The organism is Oleiphilus sp. HI0066, from assembly GCF_001635725.1.
Genome location: NZ_LWFH01000096.1, coordinates 1 through 731, shown reverse-complemented (window position 1 = coordinate 731; position 731 = coordinate 1). Strand labels below are relative to the sequence as shown.

Genomic DNA, 731 nt, shown 5'->3' with positions numbered 1-731 from the left:
AACCGATCCATTGAACCTCAATGTATAAAAGCAGAGTGGATAGCGTAATAAGGAGCATCGAATGCCAAATTCAAACAATAAACGAATGGGTATCAACGAAATGTCGGCAATCACAACCATGATCGCCAATGGTGAGCTAGAGAAACTGAGGCTAGCCTTGCTCGACAAAACACTCAAAGAGCTGGAGCTAGACTATTTGCTTGACTTAGCTCAGCTCAAAAATAATCCAGAGATCACCAAGCTCTTAAAGCAACATGCGGATACTAGCTTTAGATTCTAAGGCTGGGTTCGTGGGGCTGCCGGCAGACTAAATGGTAGCCATCTCGATCGAGGAAGAGTTATACAATTGCAGAGCTAAGTTATTGGCTAGATACCATGCAATACTTCATTTGTTAACGCGATCTTGATTCATTACCGCGTAACAAAAAACGTTGAAAATACCGCATGACTTCATACTTGTTATGTCATTGGCCTATATTTCATTTCTAGATTCAACTAAAAATAAGGGAGCATCACGATTTGAAGCGCGTGCCTTTGGTTTATCATCCGAAGTACAGTTACCCTTTCGACAGCAAACATCGTTTTGTCATGTCTAAGTTTGAGCGCTTGTACGATTATTGTTGCAATGCAGGGCTTGTAGCATCTAACGAACATCAACCATCCGCGGCGCGAATTGATGAACTTACTTTATGCCACGCTTCTCGCTATCTCAATGATTTGACTCATAACAC

Annotated in this window: 1 protein-coding gene and 1 pseudogene; both read left to right on the top strand. The window is 41.9% G+C overall.

Annotation, left to right across the window (positions count from 1 at the left end; all coding sequences use genetic code 11):
- Positions 1–61 precede the first annotated feature (61 nt).
- Entirely contained in the window at positions 62–280 is a 219-nt protein-coding gene (locus tag A3738_RS01505) for a hypothetical protein (protein WP_068479915.1), read from the top strand.
- Between the two features lie 239 nt (positions 281–519).
- Positions 520–731, top strand: a pseudogene (locus A3738_RS31765) (histone deacetylase); the annotation flags it as partial.

Coding starts and splice junctions, on each gene's coding strand:
- A3738_RS01505 (WP_068479915.1), top strand. CDS start 62: ATGCCAAATTCAAACAATAAACGAATGGGTATCAACGAAATGTCGGCA.